This is a genomic window from Nocardia sp. NBC_01377, assembly GCF_045040005.1.
GTDB lineage: Bacteria > Actinomycetota > Actinomycetes > Mycobacteriales > Mycobacteriaceae > Nocardia > Nocardia noduli.
The window spans coordinates 1642433-1660393 of record NZ_CP109566.1 but is presented as its reverse complement, the minus strand read 5'-3'; the positions used below and the strand labels follow the sequence as shown (position 1 = coordinate 1660393).

At 65.9% G+C, this 17961-nt stretch carries 12 protein-coding genes and 2 pseudogenes; 7 read left to right on the top strand and 7 right to left on the bottom strand.

Annotation, left to right across the window (positions count from 1 at the left end):
- Positions 1 to 254 precede the first annotated feature (254 nt).
- Positions 255 to 443: a hypothetical protein gene (locus tag OG225_RS07305; protein ID WP_405183532.1), complete on the bottom strand. Its 189-nt coding sequence runs from the start codon at positions 441 to 443 to the stop codon at positions 255 to 257.
- 159 nt (positions 444 to 602) lie between these two features.
- On the opposite strand from OG225_RS07305, the pseudogene OG225_RS07300 reads away from it, so the two are divergent.
- Positions 603 to 1788, top strand: a pseudogene (locus OG225_RS07300) (IS110 family transposase).
- Positions 1789 to 1797: 9 nt separating this feature from the next.
- Here OG225_RS07300 and OG225_RS07295 read toward each other — a convergent pair.
- Positions 1798 to 2961: pseudogene (locus tag OG225_RS07295) on the bottom strand (IS256 family transposase); the annotation flags it as partial.
- A gap of 651 nt (positions 2962 to 3612) precedes the next feature.
- On the opposite strand from OG225_RS07295, the gene OG225_RS07290 reads away from it, so the two are divergent.
- Positions 3613 to 4059 (top strand): transposase, encoded by a 447-nt coding sequence (locus tag OG225_RS07290; RefSeq protein ID WP_405180971.1) that lies wholly within the window; start codon positions 3613 to 3615, stop codon positions 4057 to 4059.
- A 94-nt stretch (positions 4060 to 4153) separates the two neighbouring features.
- On the opposite strand, the gene OG225_RS07285 is transcribed toward OG225_RS07290, so the two are convergent.
- Complete coding sequence (locus tag OG225_RS07285; protein ID WP_405180970.1) at positions 4154 to 4708, bottom strand: hypothetical protein; 555 nt, start codon at positions 4706 to 4708, stop codon at positions 4154 to 4156.
- Positions 4709 to 5828: 1120 nt separating this feature from the next.
- Between OG225_RS07285 and OG225_RS07280 the strand changes: the two genes are divergently transcribed.
- Positions 5829 to 6404, top strand: a complete 576-nt coding sequence (locus OG225_RS07280) for a DUF6907 domain-containing protein (protein WP_405180969.1) — start codon at positions 5829 to 5831, stop codon at positions 6402 to 6404.
- A gap of 33 nt (positions 6405 to 6437) precedes the next feature.
- Here the strand turns inward: OG225_RS07280 and OG225_RS07275 are convergent, their stop codons facing one another.
- Together OG225_RS07275 and OG225_RS07270 are read right to left on the bottom strand one after the other, a co-directional pair.
- Positions 6438 to 7067, bottom strand: coding sequence for a hypothetical protein (locus OG225_RS07275; protein WP_405180968.1), 630 nt, complete (start codon positions 7065 to 7067; stop codon positions 6438 to 6440).
- 121 nt (positions 7068 to 7188) lie between these two features.
- Positions 7189 to 8859 carry a DUF885 domain-containing protein gene (locus OG225_RS07270; protein WP_405180967.1) on the bottom strand — a complete coding sequence of 557 codons (1671 nt, stop codon included), beginning with the start codon at positions 8857 to 8859 and terminating at the stop codon, positions 7189 to 7191.
- A gap of 502 nt (positions 8860 to 9361) precedes the next feature.
- On the opposite strand from OG225_RS07270, the gene OG225_RS07265 reads away from it, so the two are divergent.
- On the top strand, positions 9362 to 10405 hold the full coding sequence (locus OG225_RS07265; RefSeq protein ID WP_405180966.1) for a hypothetical protein: 1044 nt from the start codon (positions 9362 to 9364) through the stop codon (positions 10403 to 10405).
- A 185-nt stretch (positions 10406 to 10590) separates the two neighbouring features.
- Here the strand turns inward: OG225_RS07265 and OG225_RS07260 are convergent, their stop codons facing one another.
- Positions 10591 to 11148, bottom strand: a complete 558-nt coding sequence (locus OG225_RS07260; protein ID WP_405180965.1) for a hypothetical protein — start codon at positions 11146 to 11148, stop codon at positions 10591 to 10593.
- 128 nt (positions 11149 to 11276) lie between these two features.
- Positions 11277 to 11732 carry a hypothetical protein gene (locus OG225_RS07255; protein ID WP_405180964.1) on the bottom strand — a complete coding sequence of 152 codons (456 nt, stop codon included), beginning with the start codon at positions 11730 to 11732 and terminating at the stop codon, positions 11277 to 11279.
- 127 nt (positions 11733 to 11859) lie between these two features.
- On the opposite strand from OG225_RS07255, the gene OG225_RS07250 reads away from it, so the two are divergent.
- The 3 genes from OG225_RS07250 to OG225_RS07240 all read left to right on the top strand — a co-directional run bounded on the left by OG225_RS07250 (position 11860) and on the right by OG225_RS07240 (position 17788).
- Positions 11860 to 12576, top strand: coding sequence for a hypothetical protein (locus tag OG225_RS07250; RefSeq protein WP_405180963.1), 717 nt, complete (start codon positions 11860 to 11862; stop codon positions 12574 to 12576).
- A 90-nt stretch (positions 12577 to 12666) separates the two neighbouring features.
- Positions 12667 to 13539, top strand: a complete 873-nt coding sequence (locus OG225_RS07245) for a hypothetical protein (RefSeq protein ID WP_405180962.1) — start codon at positions 12667 to 12669, stop codon at positions 13537 to 13539.
- Positions 13540 to 13570: 31 nt separating this feature from the next.
- Entirely contained in the window at positions 13571 to 17788 is a 4218-nt protein-coding gene (locus OG225_RS07240) for a caspase family protein (RefSeq protein WP_405180961.1), read from the top strand.
- Positions 17789 to 17961 lie beyond the last annotated feature (173 nt).

Below are 17961 nucleotides of genomic sequence, written 5' to 3'. Positions count from 1 at the left end.
ACCGGCGCGACGAGGTGTGTGAGCGGCGGCGATGCGTGTGCACTCGTCACCGCGGGGGGGTTCCTGGCTGCCGCGCGACTGCTGCACTGCTCGTCAACCCGGACGCCAGCCGAGTCGGTCGCCGGTCTTGGACCCCCTAACCCACTTTCCCATAATACTTTTGGGCGAGCCGATGCTGGGCGAACCACCACACTGCGGTCGGTCAAGTCCAAATGCATGGTGTAGCAGGATGGTCGCCGCGTGATCCTGTTTGATCAGGCAGTCAGCGCTTCGGGGGTTTGCTCCTGTTCGGTGGCGGGGTCGGTGAGGCCGCGGGAGCGGGCCAGGACGTCGAGGCCGAGGTAGCGGCGGCCTTCGATCCATTCGTCCCTACCTTTTATTGCGGGTAGCTCGGGCCAGTCGTAGGGTTTTGGCTCCCACCGGGTGTCGGGTATGGCTTCCATTCGTCTGCAGAAGTTGTGGCTCAACACGATTGGCCGCCCGGCGCCCATCGACGATCCCGGCCGCTGATTGAGAATTGCGAATCATCGCTGCGTAGGGACCTGACGGCGAGGTCGTCTGAGTGGCAAGAACGAAACTGCATCGGATGAGGGAGAAAAGCATTGGGTCGTGCCTGGATCGGTGTAGATATCGGCAAGCAACACCATCACGCCGTGGTCATCGACGAGGACAACAATCAGCTGTTGTCGCGTCGGGTGGCCAACGACGAAACCGCGCTGACGCAGCTCATCGATGAAACGGTCGGGTTGGCAGAGCGGCTCGATTGGGCCGTCGACATCGTCGGCGGCGAATCGGCGCTGCTGCTGAGGTTGCTGCATCTGCGCGAGCAGTCGGTGTCCTATATCACCGGCAGGCAAGTCAATCGGGCATCTGACGGCTACCGCGGATCGGGCAAGACCGACGCGAAGGACGCTGCGGTTATCGCCGATCAGGTCCGTATGCGTCGGGATCTGACACCGGTGCGCGTCGATGACGAGCTGATCGTGGAACTGAGGATGCTGGTGGCGCGCCGACGAGACCTGGCCGGGGATCGTGTGCGGCTGATCAGCCGATTACATCAGCAGTTGCTGGCGGTCAGTCCTGCGTTGGAACGCGCCTTGGACCTGACCAATCGTGGCCCTTTGGTCCTGCTCACCCGATACCAGAGTCCGCAGGCCATCCGCCGCGCCGGAGTCGATGAAGTGCAGCGGTGGCTGCGCTCGCAGAAAGTGCGCAGCGCAGCGGCCCTGACCGAGACCGTCGTGACAGCGGCCGCCACGCAGCACACCATGCTGCCGGGACAGTATTTGGCTGCTGAGCTGATAGCGGAAATGGCCGCAGAGGTGATTCGCCTGGATGAACAGATCAAACACATCGACAAGCTCATCGAGCACCGATTTCGGCGCCACCGATGCGCCGAGCATGCCGGGCATCGCGACACTGCTGGGCGCGGAGTTCCTCGTGGCCACCAGTGGAGACATGTCCGTGTTCGCCTCGCCCGACAAGCTCGCTGCCATGGCCGGGTTGGCGCCGGCACCGCGGGACTCGGGAAGAATATCGGGTAACCTGTTTCGACCTCGTCGCTATCACCGTGGACTGCAACGAGTCTTCTACCAATCGGCGTTGGTCAGCATCCGAACAACCCCCGAATCCCGAATGTTCTATGACCGCAAGAGAACCGAAGACAAACGTCACACCCAAGCCGTGCTCGCCCTGGCCCGCAGACGCGTCAATGTCTTGTGGGCACTGCTGCGCGACGAGCGCCCGTACTCGCCCACTCCCGGTCTCTCGGTAGGCACAGCGGCCTGACAGGACATCTCCCACAAAAGCCTCGGCGGGTTGCCATCTCCATTGAGAATCGTGTTGTTCGGCCAGGACCGCGCCGACGAGACGGATCATCGAGTTGCGGTCGGGAAAGATACCGACGACGTCGGTGCGTCGCCGGATTTCCTTGTTCAACCGTTCCTGAGGGTTGTTGGACCAGATCTGACGCCAGATCTGTTTCGGGAAAGCGGTGAACGCGAGCAGATCAGCGCGGGCGCCGTCGAGGTGGGCGGCGACCTTCGGCAGTTTCTCGGTCAGTGCGTCGAGCATCCGATCATATTGGGCAGCAACCGATTGCGGGTCGGCTTGGTCGAACACCGAGTGCAGCAGGGTGCGAACCCAGGGCCACGACGTTTTCGGGCAGATGCTCATCACGTTCACGGTGTAGTGGGTTCTGCAGCGCTGCCAGGACGCGCCGGGCAGTGTCGCGCCGATCGCCGCGACCAACCCGGCATGGGCGTCGCTGGTGACCAGGGCGACCCCGGAAAGGCCGCGGGCGACCAGGTCGCGGAAGAACGCCAACCATCCGGCCCCGTCCTCACCGCTGGTGACCTGGATGCCGAGGATTTCGCGGTAGCCGTCTGCGTTGACGCCGGTGGCGACCAGAGCGTGCACGTTGACCACGCGGCCGTCCTCTCGGACTTTCAACACCAGTGCGTCCGCGGCGACGAACGTGTAGGGGCCTTGGTCGAGGGGGCGGGTGCGGAACGCCTCGACCTGGGTGTCGAGCTCGGCGGCCATGATCGAGACCTGGGACTTGGAAAGCTTTGTCACACCGAGTGATTCGACCAGCTTCTCCATGCGGCGGGTCGAGACTCCGAGCAGGTAGCAGGTCGCCACCACCGAGGTCAGGGCCCGTTCGGCGCGTTTGCGGCGCTCGAGCAGCCAGTCGGGGAAATAGCTACCGGATCGCAGCTTGGGAACCGCGACGTCGATGGTGCCGAGGCGGGTGTCGAAGTCTCGGTGGCGGTAGCCGTTGCGGTGGTTGACACGTTCGTCGGATCGCTCGCCGTAACCGGCGCCGCAGACCGCGTCGGCTTCGGCGCTCATCAGGGCTTGGATGAAGGTGGACATCATGTTGCGCAGCAGATCAGGGCTGGCGACGGCGAGTTGATCGGACAGCATCTTGGAGGGGTCGATAGGCTGGACAGAGGTCATCGCGTGGTTCTCCTTCGAGTGACTTTGGTCGGTCTCTTGAAGGATCACGCGGTGACCGTCCTCTTTCCGGCTACGACACGCTCAGACTTTGCTGGCGTCTGGTCGTACACCACTCTGATGGACTCAACCCTGCGGTCGCGGTGGCCGTGACCCGCAGGAGACGGTGCGGCGTCGCTTGACTATGCGATCGCGCTCCGTCGCGGCAACTCGACAGCGACTCTCGTCCGGGGTGGGAGCGGTTGCGGAGTGCTGGGCGGTGTTCACCGTGCCCCACACCACTGCGGCGAGCTGGCACGCTCGATTCCGGGCTTCGTCGACCGTGCCGCACTGCCTTGGTTGCGCGGTCCGCGTGCCTGTGGGCGGGTGCTGGGTCATCGTGGGCGTTCGTCGTCTCGGCACCCTCACCTTTCGGGTGGATGTGCTGTTCGAGGCGACGCGGGCACCGGCGCGGTTCCCCCACGTTCGTGGGTTCCGTGTCGTGCCTGGGCCGGATCGGAATGTGGTCAGGGGATTTCGCGGTACCGGGGCGCCTAGTCCGCGATGGACGGTCCTATTCGGGCGGGAACTCGACGGCGCACACCGAGCACGATGTTTCACGAATCATGGCCTGCACCAAGGTAAGTGCTGCCGGTCTGGTCTTGATCGAGGACTTTGGCCTCGGCCTGCGATCAGGGCACCCGGGTGCTTGCGATGCTGATCACCGCCGGTCAGGCTGGTGACAGCCCGCCCTTCGTGGCGGTGCTGGACGGGATCGAGGTCGCAAGAACGCTCGGCCGGTCTCGAAGTCGCCCGGATCGGGTGCTGGCCGACAAGGCGTATTCCAGTCGAGCCAACCGGGACTGGTTGCGGCGGCGAGGGATAAAGGCCACGATCCCGGTCCCCGCCGACCAAGCCCGCCATCGCCGACATCGCGGCAGCGCGGGCCGACGGCCACCGGCGTTCGACCCGCAGCGTTACCGTGACCGCAACACCGTCGAGCGCGGCATCAACCAACTCAAACAGCATCGAGCGGTCGCCACCCGATTCGACAAACTCGCCGTCCGCTACCTGGCCACGATCCACGTCGCCACCATCAACCAATGGCTACGACACGGATGAGACCCGACCCCAACCACCTCACTCGACTTCGGCACAGAACCTAGCGGCGTCCCGCCGGAGGCCGAAGCCGAAGGCTCGGAATCGAGCCGCCGAGTCAGTCGACGGCCCAGCTCGGACTCGTATCCGTGACACCGTCGTCGAGCATGAAGACGATCCTGGTCAAGTGCTCCCCGGCCGGGACGACGAAGGCCATCGTGGCGCTGCGACTGTCGCCGGGATCCAGCAGCTCGCCCGTCGACGCTGCGCCGCCCACCCATGCCTGCGGACTCAGCACCGTCGACCGGTCGGTGACCGCGCGCAGGTGAGCCAGCTCGACGGGGGGATGGCCCGCGAACTGCCGGACCGCGACATCGAAGGCCCGCACCGCAGACAGATCGATGGGCGCCGCGAAATCCTGCCGGGTCACCGGCGAGTTCGTCCGCGCCACCGTGATCCCGAGAACGCCGGGACCAGGCGGGTTCGCGCCGAGCCCATCGGTGACCTTGACGAAGAATTCCGTACCGAGCGACTGCACCGGCACTTTCGGTGGCCAGGTGGCAGCGGCAGCGGAAGTGCTCAGCACGCCGGGAGTCTCAAGGCCGCCGGTCGAATTCGCGCATCCACATGCGCCGAGGATGACGACGGCCACCAGCGTGGCGAGGGCCTTCACCTGCCGAAGCCTACTCCGGTCGACTGTCGGCACCGCGAACCCGATCGGCGCCCTGCCCTCGGCACCTGCGAAGCAGACGCAGTACTGCGATATATCAGCTGTAGGGCTGCCAGATGGTGTTGTCGTTGGCGCGGAGGGTGCGTAGACGTCGGGTGCGCTCGGCGGCGACGGCGGGTCGGCTGGTGAGGTCGGGGATGACGCTGGGGACGAGGATGAGTTCTCCGGAGGCAGCGTAGGACCGGCCATGCAGGGCTGGCGGTGATCATCTGGCCGAGCCGCTGCGCGCGCTGCAACCCAACGACTGGCCGACGCCGACCCGGCGCTCCCGGCCGAGGACCTCGACTGGCTCCGCGAACAATGGGCCGTCGTCGAAGACCGCTACCACCGACTCCCGCCCCTACCCCACGGCATCATCCACGGCGACGCGCACAATGGGGACATCGGACCGGATCGCCGAGCCGCGCGTACTCCGGTGTGGTCACGTCCTTCGGATGTCGACACCATCCGGGCGGCCGCCTCGGGCACCGATCTGGACGTGAGCCCGCAGCATCGAACGATAGCGCTTGCCGGGGCGCGCGTTCGGAGCCGCCGACCGTAACGATGCCCGTCGACTAGCTGGTCAGCGCCGTGCGGATCCAGACGGCGCGTTCGGATTCCGTTACCGAATCCGGCAATCGGAGAGGGATCGGCCACGCATCGGGTGGTAGGAACAGCGGAATTCGAGCCATTCGATGGTTCCTTCATCGCCCGATGACGGGGTCGGCCGCGAAGTGCTGTCGGACCGGCAGGTCAGCCGACCGAGCCCGGATAGGGCTTGTCGGCGAGGAAAGAGTCCACGCACGTGAGGATCCCAGCGATGCGGTCGTCGTCGCGTTCCATGGCAACAGAATTCCCGGTCCGCCGCTGAGGAAAGTTCAGGGTGCGGACACGCCTGTGCCGACCACAGCAATCTCGCAACCTGCCAGCCTGCCCGCACACGCGTTCGGTTGTATCCTGGTCGGTTGGCCTGGCGGCCCGGCGCGACAGGCTCCGTGTACGGCTCTGGTAGGGAGGCGAGATGGTCGGTGCGACAACGGCTGAGTCGAGACCGTGCCCGTGGTGGTGCATCGAGCATTGGGGCGTGGATCCGGGGGAACCGGTGGACGTGATCTGTCATTTCGGGGAGCAATCGGAGTACGCGGTCGATGGGGACCCGGCGTCGTTGTTCGTCAGGCTGGCTGCCTACGAGGACTATCGGGTGGCGGATGAGAGTTACCTCGGCCCCCGCATGACTGTCGTCGAACTGTGCGACGCCCCGAAAGCAATACCGGTGCAGATGAGTGCCGTCGACACCCGAGCGGTCGCCGATGCGGTCGAGCGGGTCGCCGCCGCGCACGCCGCGACTCCCGAGCAGGGCAGTGCGTGCCCACCGTGGTGCATCACCGATCACGACCCGGAATCCGACCACGACCCCGATCCAGACCAGTGGCGACACCACGAAGGCGAACCGACAACGGTGACGGTTCGACAGGAGTGGACCACCGACACGATCGTCGTGCGGCCGAACGCCAGTGATCTCCAGGACCGACGAGAAAGACGGATCGAAATGTCGATGCAAGGCAGACACATCGACAACTGGGTCGGGTGGCTGACCCTGTCGGAGGCTCACCTGTTCACCGCCGGTCTTCGGGGTGCCCTCGAGCAGTTCCCGAACTGACGCGCTGCTCACCGGACGCCGAGACCACCGCGCTCACGGCAAGACTGGTTCCCTTATCGCCGTGAGGAATTCGTTGATCGCCCGCCGGATCGCTGGCACCGAGGGACGCGGTTCGTCGCAATACCATGTGACCTCGATGCTCGGGCGGACATCGACCTTCGGCAAACGGTGACCGTTCAGCCAGTTCCGCAGTCCGAGCAGTTCCTCGGCGTCGACAAACCCTTCGTCGACGAGCCAATGCTCGAACGCCGGGTCTGCGACCGCTTCCCGCGGTTTGCTGCCCGCTGGACTCAGATCGCGGGTCCAGCGATGGACGTAATCCTCGGCGCTCGGCAGCATTTTCGGGTACCACCGTCGACCCGGCGGGCAACGGAAGTAGGCGAGATGCAGGTTGGCTCGCACCTTCCAACCATGGTCGGCCAAGCCGAGCAGTCCCTGGACCGCCGCCGTGTTCGAATAGAAAGCGCTGTACTGCTCTTTGAGTTCACCGACCCAGGAGCCCAGGATCACGGTGTCACCCTCGACCCACATGCTCATTCGTTGCGCGGAGACGACGCCATGGGCGAAGTAGACCGGCGCACGGCGGTCGTGCTCCTTGCCGTCGACACCGGTGGCTCGCGCGAGGATCGATCGCAACTCGCTTCTGTCAGCGACAACACGCATCCGAACAGCCTAATCCCTTGTCACACAAACGGGTTATGGTCAACGCGCAATTCGATTGGTCTTCGGTCAGCCTCAGGTGTCACTGCGTCAGCGCCGGTTCCCGGCCGGTCACTGCTCCTGATCACGTCGCGAGTTGGGCGCACAGGGTGTCCAAGCCCATGCCACCCATCCGCAGCGCTCGGGTGTGGAATTCGCGCAGGTCGAAACTCGCGCCGTCTCGTGTGCGTGCTTGCTCACGCGCGGTGAGCCAGTAGCGTTCGCCGATCTTGTAGGCGGGGGCTTGTCCGGGCCATCCGAGGTATCGGTCGATCTCGTCGCGGGCCCAGGCAGAGTCGGCGACGGTGCGGGTCAGCAGGAATTCGAGTCCGAGATCCGGTGTCCACTTCTCGTGTTCGTGGAAACCGGTGCCGGAAGGGATGCGGTACTCGAGGTGCATCCCGATGTCGATGATCACGCGTGCGGCCCGGAACAGCGCGTCGGCCAGCATGCCGTAGAGAGCACCCTCTTCGAGGTAGCCGAGTTCGCGCATCAGCCGCTCGGCGTAGAGCGCCCACCCTTTTCCGTGTCCGGAGGTGAACGACATGGTGCGCTGCCACCTGTTGAGTGTGCTGCTCGCGTGGACCGCCGTGGCGATCTGGAGGTGATGGCCCGGCACTCCTTCGTGATAGACGGTGCTGACCTCACGCCAGGTGCTGAACTCGTCCTGGTCGGCGGGCACAGACCACCACATCCGTCCCGGACGGGCGAAGTCCTCGCTGGGACCGTAGTAGTAGGCGCCGAGCCCGCCACCCGGTGGAGCCAACCGGCACTCCAGATCCATCAACGCATCCGGAATCTCGAAGTGGGTGCCGCGCAACATGTTCAATGCCTGATCGGACAGCTGCTGCATCCACTCCTGGAACCCGGCCCGGCCCCGCACCAGATATCGAGGATCGGCGTCGAGCACGGCCGCGGTCTGCGCGGGCGTGGCGCCGGGGCACAGTCGATGCGCCAGGGCCGCCATCTGCGCCTCGATCCCGGCGAATTCCTCCCACCCCCACGCATAGGCTTCGGCCAGGTCGATCTCGGCACCCAAGTGGTAGCGCGACCGCAAGCGGTAGATGTCTTCGCCGACCGCGTCGGTGACCGGGGCGCGTGGTGCCAGGTCGGTGCGCAGGAATGCGGCGAAGTCACCGTAGGCGCGGTCCGCGGCGCCCGCCACACGCGACAGATCCGCGCGCAACGCCGCACCCACATCGGCTCCGGAAACGAACGCGGTGAAGAACCCCTCGCCACCGTCGAAACCGGCCCAACTCCGAGCCTGACGTGCCGTCGCCAGTACCTGCCGCCGTGCCGAAACCTGCCCCCGTGCGGCAGATTCGAGCAGCGAGGCCCGGACACCAGCGAGCGCGTCGGGCACCCTCGCCAGTCGGTGGGCGATCACCGCCCAGTCCTCGACGCTCCTGGTTGCCATGAGATCGAACACCATCCGGATGTCCTGCACCGGACTCGCGATCACGTTCACATCACCGCCCGCCAAACCCGCCTCGAACGTCTCCACCTCGAGACCGAGACGATCGGTGAACGCCGCCCGCGCGACCCGCTCCCCGTCACCGTCGGGCGCCGCGTTCGACGCCGCCAGCAACGCGCGTTTCCCGATCCGCGCACGCTCCTGGTATCCGGCCGGTGAATAATCGGTCAGCCGATGCTCACACCCGGCAATACCGAACAAGCTCGCCGCGACCGGATCAACGGCCGCGAACTCCTCGACGTAACGATCACAGATCTCGTGCACACCCGAAGCCGACCCCACCACCCCACGCTACCGCCCGCCCCGACACGAAATCGGAAAACGATCTCCTAACCGCGCACAGACTCGTCGCACGGGTCGATCCCAGTCCGGTCCGCTCCAGCACGGCCTGCGGGCCAGAAGATTTCGGCCTTGGCCACGCGCGCCGTCACGTGGCGCCCGGGAGAATGGGCGCGGGGCGGTCGGCCTACGCTCTCGGCCGCCGTCGAGACTCCGCGTTGTCGTCGGCCTCGCCTCGGCGCACCCGTCACTGCGCTTCCGGGGAGCCTCCATCCCATCACAGGACGCGATCCCGCTCGGCAGGCTGATCGTGCCTCTACGTCGAAGGGGTCCGAAATCGGCAACCTCGCGGGTACCCGAGGACAGGACCCCTTGGCTGCGTTGCCCAGGCAGCGGATCACCGCGACGGCCTCATAGACGGATAGCGTCGTGGCCGACCAGGTGGGCTTTGGTGGGTGGCAGTAAACCGATAGCGACGCCACCGACGGCTTGCGACAATGAGACGGTGACAGACCCTGTACCGCATGTCGTTCCGGAGAACCCACTGTATCGGGCCATGATCGCGGGCGGGGTCGACTATCGCCCCTGGGAGGGCCAAGGGCTCGATGACGATCAATGCTTCGTCTGCGGACTGCTACTGACTCCCGACACGAAAACGAGGGAGGACGTTTTTCCGAGGTGGCTCCAGCGCGATCTGACGACTCGTAAACGACATCCGAAAATTGTATTGCCTAACGCCACTACTATCGGTCTCGGAAAGATCCTGATCCCGGCATGTTCGGACTGCAACGGCTCCCATCTGAGCAAAATAGAAAGTGAAGTCTTCGCAGCCTTCAAATTGGGGCCGACGTACGTAGACGCGTTACCTGAGCGAACAGTGCGAACGTGGCTGGCGAAAATCGCGTACGGTCTCCGGCGAAACGATCTGCGTCTCAAGCAAGACCAGCGCGACCCGAATTCAGCCACGATCGCGGTCAAGCGAGATGTCGAGCAATTGAAGCGCCTCCATTTACTGCTCCAAGAAGTTCGTGACGTGGTCTATGTCCCTGACGGCCATTCGACCTTCTTCGTATTCGAGTCGCAAGAGGTGAACTGCGGCATCTGCGATTTCGATACAGCCTTCCCGATAGGTTGGCCACATCCGGCGATGCTCCGACTCGGCACGACAACGATACTGGGCGCAATCGATGATCAGGGCACACTAGAGGTGCTTCGTTCTCATCCTGCGTTTGTGGCCGCCCAAAGCTTGAGGTTACATCCGATGCAGGTCAGGGCTTTGTTGGCGATACTGATTCATACCGCCTATACGCTCCGACCGGATGTCCGCGGGTTACGGTTCGGCGTCTCGGAGGGAAGACTGTGGGTCCATCGCCAGACACCGCCCGCAGATCTATTCGACACTGCACGAGTCAAAGCATCGGCAGACGCTATTCTTCGGAACCTGATCGATATGCCGGAGGACGAATTGTCGGAGTTCGGCGGTGCTGTCGGCATGCTGGTAGGGCGTGATGGGAAACCCCGGGAGATGCTGGCAACACACAACGTTTGATATACGGCTGTCTGCCGAGTCACAGACAGCGAGGGCGGGCTCGTGCGGTTGGGATGACCTGGCCCCGGGCCAGCATACCGTCGGAGAGAAGTAGCCGCCCGCACGGAACCTCTCGTCCCCGCTGAGTTTTCGGTTCTGCCGCACCCTATCTCAGCGGAACGGCGCGGCAGCCTTTCGAGGTGCGCTCATCGCCTGACAGGTGGAATGAGCCGGTCCGGCTTGGCCCAGCGCTCATGTGCGGACTGGCGACTCATGCCCGCGGCTGTGCCGATCGCCTCCCACGACGCGCCGGCTGCCCGGGCTTCGCGTACGGCATCGGTGAGCCGGATCTGCGCATCGGCGACCTCGCGTGCGGCCAGCTCGATCTCGTAGGTGCCGCGCGTCGGCGCGATGTGGTTGAGCCAGTCGACCATGATCTGGTCCTCGGCGGCCTCGTCGAGACCGTAAGGGTCGGGCGCGTACACGCGACGGCGTGCAGGATCGGCCTCCTCCGCAGTCGCGACTCTGGTCCAGGTCGGCCCGCTCCAGCACCGCTTGCTGTGGTGGCTCAGGTCGGAGCAGATTGCTCTGAAGGCGACCACCTCATCCCAGGACCGGGTCTGCCAGTCGTCGATATGCAGTTGACTGTCGTCGGCACGTTCGGTGACCTTCGGTCCACCTCCCCAGCCGCTGCCGTACCAACCATCGGCGAAGACATGAACCACCACGCCCTCGTGGCGCCCGTCGTCGGTCTCTCGCCCCATGATCGTCCCCATTCGATAGATGTCAGGTTTTCCTGACACCCTACCTGTCTGTCAGGAAATCCTGACATGGGAGCATCGGCGGAATTTCGGGCGGATATGGCGGATATTGGGGTCGAAATTCCGTCCTGTCAGGCCAGCACGGTGGCGGCGCGGATCCACGCGGCTCGTTCGGATTCCATCATTTCCTGCGCCGCGTCGGGGGTCGTCGAGTCGGCGGTGCCGCTGATGACGACCAGGCCCGCGCCGATGTGGTGCAACCCCGCGACCCGCTCCCGCCACGCCGTGTCGGCTTCCAGTTCGCCGGAGTAGATCTCGCCGAGTCCGGCCGGACCGGTGATGCGCACCGTGGTCACGCCCGGACCGATAGCGGCCGTCCAGCCCGGCGTCGGGTCGCCGAGGAAGTCGGTGTCGAGCATCGACTGCGCACCGTGCTCGAGCAGAGCGGTGGTCCAAGCGTCCACGGTGACCAGAGCGCCGGATTCGGCGATGTGCACGCTGCGGAATCGGGGTAGCACGATCACGACCGGTGTCGAGCCGATGATGGCGGTGAAGGTGATGGCCTGCTCGATGTCGGGCGTGCGCACCCTGCCAGATTACCGACCGCCGAAAAGACCGTCCCGCAGTCGGTGCCACACGGCCGCGACAGCAGCGAGTTCGGTATCGAGCCGCGGCAGATCCCGATTCTGGTGCGTTCGACGCGGACCGATGTGCGTGGCGCACGGTAACGCTGTCGCGGTGGCCGACGACGGGTTGGGTGTGACCGCCACCGACCTGCACAGCCTCGCGGTACCCGAACAATTGCGCATCGACGTCTCCGGAGTCGTGCCCGACAGCTACATCCACGGCCACACCATCGAGGTGGTGGCCGATTGGTGGCGTGCGGAGTTGGCCGTGCACGGCTTGGACGCCGACGGTGTGCTCGGGCCGAGGATTTCCCGCGGTGAGTTGTTCGAGCTCGCGACCGATATCGACGGCCGTGACGAGGTGTTGCGGCTGTTGTGGAACGTCCTGGCGTGGGGTACCGGCAGCCGTGCCCGTCACGGACGCAACCGGATCCGGGCCGTCGCCGCCGATCCGGACCGCGCCGCCGACCTGCTACACGCCGCCGCGCGACTGTCCCGCACCGATCCCGCAGGGGCGTACGCGGTGTTGCGGCCGGGTGATCGGGCCAACGCGATCGGCTTCCTCGGTCCGTCGTTCTTCACCAAGTTCCTCTATTTCGCCGGTGGCGGCGACCCGGACCATCCCTGCCACATCCTCGATGAACGCGTCGCACGGGCCCTGCGTGATCTGGGTTGGGTGTCGTTGCCGCCGCGTGGTTGGTCCGCGTCGGCCTACCAGCGCTACAACGATCTCCTACGGTCCTGGACCGGATCCGCGGGGCCGGCGCGCAGTGACATGGTCGAGCGGTGGCTGTTCGGGCGCTGAATCGTTGGTTGGTCACATCGAATGGTGGTGGCCGCGATAGGTTGTCGAGGGGTTCGACCGTTTCTTCGAGATGCCGAGCAGGGGTGTGTGGTGGCGCGTGTGGTGGTGGTGCACGGTATCGGTGCGCAGGTCTCCGGTGAGCCGAAGATGCTCTCAGAGTGGCTACCCGCGCTCAACAGCGGCTTGACACGCTGCGGCACAACAACTCTGGACTCCTCGGAGGTGGCGGCCGGGTTCTACGGCGATCTGTTCCGACGCGACGGTGCGTTCTTGTCGCCGGGGGAGCCGTATTACGGGCCCGCCGATGTGGAGACCGGATTCGAGCAGGAGTTGTTGGGGGCGTGGTGGGAAGCCGCCGCCGCGGTCGATCCGGCGGTGCGTCTGCCCGGCGATGACAGTTTGTTGCCGACCCCGGTGCCGGTGCAGGCGATCCTGCATCAGTTGTCGCGGTCACGGTTCTTCGCCGGGATCGCGGTCCGGTCGATGATCGGCAACCTCAAACAGGTCCGCCGCTACCTGTACGAACCCGACCTGCGCGAACAGATCCAGGACCGCATCCGGTCGGTGATCACCGCGGATACGCAGGTGGTGGTGGCACATTCGCTGGGTTCGATCGTCGCCTACGAAACCTTGTGTTCGATGCCGGGACATCCGGTGCGGGCGTTGGTGACGTTGGGGTCGCCGTTGGGGATCCCGAACCTGATCTTCGACCGCCTGCACCCGGCACCGGCCGACGGGGTCGGGGTGTGGCCGGGCTCGGCGGGCATGATGTGGACGAATATCGCCGATGAGGGTGATGTGGTGGCGTTGGTGAAGAAGTTGGATCCGTTGTTCGGTACCGATTTCACCCATCGGGTGTGGGATTCGGTGGTCCACAACGGCGCCAAAGCCCACGACGCGTCCCCGTATCTGACCGACCGGCTGACCGGGCAAGCGATCACCGACGGCCTGCATGCCCACTGACCACACCCCCGAGAAAGGGCCGCGGAGATACTTGCTCGCGACCGCGGTCGCGGCCCACACCGACGCCCCCGGCTGGGACACACCGGGTTTGGGGGAGGCGCGGGCACAGATGATCGCGCTGTTCACCGAACGGTTCGGCTACACCCTGGTCGATACCCTCGGGATGAACCCGACCTCGACCCAGCTGTTGCGGGAGTTGCGGGCGTTCTGCAAGTCCCCGGAGCGACGCGCCGACGACCTGATCGTGCTGTATTACACCGGCCACGGTGAACGGTTGGACGCCACCGGCGAGCATGTGCTGATCACCGCCGACACCGACCCGACCGATATCGAAGGCGCGATCGCCACTGCGTACCTGGCACGACAAATGCTGCTGGGCACCGAAGTGCGGCGGTTGCTGGTCCTGCTCGACACCTGCTACTCCGGCCAAGGCGGCGCCGATTTCGCGGGGGCGGCGTTGACCTCCTGCACGCGACATTGGGGGGAGGAGCCCGGTAACGGGGTGGTGGTGGTCAGTTCCACCCAGCCGATGCAGTGGGCGCGAGCGGGGATGTTCCCGCGATTGTTCACCGACGCTGTCGATTCGCTCGCCGTCGCGGGCTACAGCCCTCCGACCTTGCCGTTGGACACGGTGATCACCACGATCAGCATCACCGATGATCGGGCCGAGGGGCAGACGATCGAGGCGACCCTGGCGAGGGTCAACGGCGCGATCCCGCCGTTTCTGCCCAACCCGCGCCACGACCCGAAACTCAACCAGGTCGATCTGGCGGTGCAGTTGGACGCGCAACGCGCAGAACATGAGCGGCGGCGTGAGGTCGAGTTCCGTGACCGACTGCTGCTGCGGGCGATGGGCAGCACCGACGGGCGCAGTTGGTGGTTCTCCGGCCGCCACACCGCCCTGACCGAGATCACCGCCTGGCTGCGTGATCCGGACCGGGACCGGCCGCTGCTGGCCGTCACCGCTGGCCCCGGCTCCGGCAAAACTGCCGTCCTCGGCATCATCGCGACCCTGGCCCACCCCGAATACCGTCGCGCCGTCCCCACCGAAACCCTCGCCCTGCCCACCGAAGCCATCCCCGCGGTCGGCGTGCTCGACGCGGTGATCTACGCCCAGAACCTCACCCTCGACCAGGTCCGCGACGGGATCGCCGCCGCCGCGCACCTGTCCGCGGCCACCGTCGGAGAACTCCTCGACCGACTCACCGGACGAGCGAGGGTGTTCACGGTGCTCATCGACGGTCTCGACGAAGCCACCGACCCCGAACAACTCATCAGCTCACTGCTGCGCCCGCTACTCGAGCACGCGAACGGGCGGATACGACTGCTGGTGGGGACACGCCCCTACCTGCTCGACCGCCTCGGCACCGACCGCGACCACGAAATCGATTTGGACGCACTGAAATACGCTGACCGCGACGCGTTGGCCACCTACGCCGCGCGGGCACTACTCGGCACCGACCCCAACGGTATCTACCGCAAACGGAGTTCGGGAGTGTTGCGTGCGGTCGCGCTCGCGGTCGCCGAGCAAGCCCATCCCTCGTTCTTGGTCGCCCGCATCGTCGCCGCGACTCTGGCCGCTGATGCCACCGTCCCCGACCCCACCGACCCCCAATGGCGTGCCGGGCTGCCACGGCTGCCCGGTGAGGCGATGCGCCACGACCTGGACTCCCGCCTGGGCGAGGACGCGCAGCGAGCGCGGGATCTGCTGCGGCCCCTGGCATTCGCCCAAGGCCAAGGCCTGCCATGGGAAGACCTGTGGGCGGCGATCGCCTCGGCGCTGTCTGGGGTCGACTACACCGATCACGACCTGATGTGGCTACGCCGCACCGCTGGCTCATACGTCGTCGAGGCTGTGGAGAACGACCGCTCTGCCTACCGGCTCTACCACCAAGCCCTCGCCGAACACCTCACCGAAGACCTCGACCCACACCACGTCCACACCATCTTCACTCAGACCTTGTGGCGACACGCTCTGACCACCGGCGACCCGGACACCGATTGGTCACGCGCGCACCCCTACACTCTGACCCACCTCGCCACCCACGCCACCCACGCCGGGCTCGTCGACGACCTCGTCACCGACATCGACTACCTCGTCCACGCCCAACCCGCACCCCTGCTCGACGCCCTGCACACCGTCACCACCACTACCGGGCTGCTCACGCGTTCGATCTACCGCTGCTCGGCCGACCACCACCGCTACCTGCGCCCGATACGCCGTCGCCAACTCCTGGCCATCGACGCCGCACGCTTCGACGCCACCGACCAACAACACCAACTCAACCGCGGCCTGAACTGGCACGTCCTCTGGGCCACCGGAAACCAAACCCACCACGCTCACCTCACTACCCTCACCGGACACACCAGCCAGGTGTCGGCGGTGGCATGCACCGAGATCGACGGCCGACCCGTCGCCGTCACCGCCAGCGACGACAATTCCGTGCGGGTTTGGGATTTGAGCACCGGACAGCAACGCGCCCACCTCACCGGACACACCAGCCAGGTGTCGGCGGTGGCATGCACCGAGATCGACGGCCGACCCGTCGCCGTCACCGCCAGCGACGACAATTCCGTGCGGGTTTGGGATTTGAGCACCGGACAGCAACGCGCCCACCTCACCGGACACACCAGCCTGGTGTCGGCGGTGGCATGCACCGAGATCGACGGCCGACCCGTCGCCGTCACCGGCAGCAACGACAAATCGGTGCGGGTTTGGGATTTGAGCACCGGACAGCAACGCGCCCACCTCACCGGACACACCGGCACGGTGTACGCGGTGGCGTGCACCGAGATCGACGGCCGACCCGTCGCCGTCACCGGCAGCAACGACAAATCGGTGCGGGTTTGGGATTTGAGCACCGGACAGCAACGCGCCCACCTCACCGGACACACCGAATGGGTGTTGGCGGTGGCGTGCACCGAGATCGACGGCCGCCCCGTCGCCGTCACCGCCAGCATCGATAGTCCGGTGCGGGTATGGGATTTGAGCACCGGCCAGCAGATCGCCCACCTCACCGGACACACCAGCCTGGTGTTGGCGGTGGCGTGCACCGAGATCGACGGCCGCCCCGTCGCCGTCACCGGCAGCGGCGACCAGTCGGTGCGGATATGGGAGATCGACCCCGCTGGCCTCGGTACTCTGCTCAATCACCTCCGCCGTCGGCAAGCCGGATCAACCTCGCCGATACGTACACCGGATCAGACAATCGCCACACGTGAGGACGGCGGCAAGAAGCGTTCGACCGCGACCCCGAGGCACGTACAGACCCACCTCACCGGACACATCGGCGCGGTGTTCACGCTGGCGTGCACCGAGATCGACGGCCGACCCGTCGCCGTCACCGGCAGCGGCGACCAGTCGGTGCGGGTATGGGATTTGTGGACCGGACAGCAACTTACTCACCTCACCGGGCACACCGGCTGGGTAGACGCGGTGGCATGCACCGAGATCGACGGCCGCCCCGTCGCCGTCACCGGCAGCAACGACCACACTGTGCGGGTTTGGGATTTGAGCACCGGACAGCAACTTACTCACCTCACCGGACACACCGACACGGTGTACGCGGTGGCATGCACCGAGATCGACGGCCGCCCCGTCGCCGTCACCGGCAGCTACGACGACTCGGTGCGGGTATGGGATTTGAGCACCGGACAGCAACGCGCCCACCTCACCGGACACACCGACACGGTGTACGCGGTGGCGTGCACCGAGATCGACGGCCGACCCGTCGCCGTCACCGCCAGCGACGACAATTCCGTGCGGGTTTGGGATTTGAGCACCGGACAGCAACGAGCTCACCTCACCGGACACACCGACACGGTGTACGCGGTGGCATGCACCGAGATCGACGGCCGCCCCGTCGCCGTCACCGCCAGCTACGACCAATCGGTGCGGGTATGGGATCTCAGTGCCGCCACCGAACGGGCCAGGTCCTCCAGATTCCGGTGGTTCCGTCGAGCTCGAGTCTTCGGAGCTTCTACAGTGCTCGCCGGACACACCGGCCGGGTGTCGGCGGTGGCGTCTCTGACCGTGGACGGTCGATCTGCGGTGGCCACCGTCAGCGAGGATCGGACGGTGCGGGTGTGGGATCCGGGAAGTCAGACCGTGTTGGCGGTGATCGACTGCCCGTCACCACCGCGCGCTGTGGGGTGTTGGGATGGGGGCATCGTTGTCGGGTTCGGCAGCGACGTGGCGGTCCTCGCCCGGCCCCGACCAGAATCCGATACCCGTGCAGTGCGGCGGTAGCCACCCGCGGTCCCGGCGATGTCTACGACGAGCGACGTGGGGTGGCCGCACCGGTACATTCGCTCGCGGCCATTCTCCTTCGACCAGTGGTTGGTGCCAGGTGGGGATCGTGGTGGGGTTCGAGCGGACTCATGGCACGTGGACTGGTTCGGTCGCTCGGGTAGTCGTGATCG